The organism is Sapientia aquatica, from assembly GCF_004358105.1.
Classification (GTDB): Bacteria; Pseudomonadota; Gammaproteobacteria; order Burkholderiales; family Burkholderiaceae_D; genus Solimicrobium; species Solimicrobium aquaticum.
Genome location: NZ_SMYL01000049.1, coordinates 1 through 728, shown reverse-complemented (window position 1 = coordinate 728; position 728 = coordinate 1). Strand labels below are relative to the sequence as shown.

1 protein-coding gene is annotated in these 728 nt (G+C 48.6%); it reads left to right on the top strand.

The genetic code is table 11. From position 1 onward, the window contains the following. Positions 1-728, top strand: a 728-nt coding sequence (locus E2I14_RS19195) for an EF-Tu C-terminal domain-related protein (protein WP_227544832.1), incomplete at both ends; no start/stop codon positions are given.

The following is a 728-nucleotide window of genomic DNA, read 5'->3' as shown; positions in this document are numbered from 1 at the left end:
CTGTTGGCTCGCCAAGTTGGTGTTCCATACATCATCGTATTCTTGAACAAATGCGACATGGTTGATGATGCTGAGTTGTTGGAATTGGTCGAAATGGAAGTGCGCGAGTTACTGTCCAAATACGATTTCCCAGGCGACGATTTGCCTATCGTTCAAGGTTCAGCAAAGCTGGCGTTGGAAGGCGACACAGGTCCATTGGGCGAACAAGCCATCATGAAATTGGCCGAAGCATTAGATACATACATCCCAACACCAGAACGTGCTGTTGACGGTACATTCTTGTTGCCAGTGGAAGACGTATTCTCGATCTCTGGTCGTGGTACTGTTGTTACCGGTCGTGTTGAGCGCGGTATCATCAAAGTCGGCGAAGAGATCGAAATCATCGGTATCACTGACACCGTAAAAACAACCTGCACCGGCGTTGAAATGTTCCGTAAGTTATTGGATCAAGGTCAAGCAGGCGACAACGTTGGCGTATTGTTGCGCGGTACTAAGCGCGAAGACGTTCAGCGTGGTCAAGTGTTGGCAAAACCAGGTTCAATCAAGCCGCACAATCACTTCACTGGCGAGATCTATGTCTTGTCCAAAGACGAAGGTGGTCGTCACACACCATTCTTCAACAACTACCGTCCACAGTTCTACTTCCGTACAACGGACGTAACTGGTTCGATCGAGTTGCCAGCAGACAAAGAAATGGTCATGCCAGGCGATAACGTTTCGATCACTGT